Source organism: Saccharothrix sp. NRRL B-16314 (assembly GCF_000716595.1).
GTDB lineage: Bacteria > Actinomycetota > Actinomycetes > Mycobacteriales > Pseudonocardiaceae > Actinosynnema.
Map to the genome: position 1 here is coordinate 1 of NZ_JNXC01000272.1, position 206 is coordinate 206.

Here is a 206-nt window from a genome sequence, read left to right on the forward strand (position 1 = left end):
TAGCTGTCACCCCACGACGACACCGTCCCGCGCGGCGGGTCGTAGTTCACCGTCGACATCGCCGCACCGGTCTGACCGTTGAACATCGTCAGGAACTCCGGACCGGACAGGACGTAGCCACCGGAATTGCGGTAATCGGCGCTCGAACTCCCGATCACCGTGCCCCGGCCGTCACGCGTGCCGTCCGCGGTCTTCATCGCGACCTC

Annotated in this window: 1 protein-coding gene; it reads right to left on the bottom strand. The window is 66.5% G+C overall.

Features of this window, described 5'->3' with window-relative positions:
- Positions 1 to 197, bottom strand: a 197-nt coding sequence (locus OQ02_RS39970) for a rhamnogalacturonan lyase family protein (protein WP_033443895.1), incomplete at its 3' end; no start/stop codon positions are given.
- Positions 198 to 206: the final 9 nt, after the last annotated feature.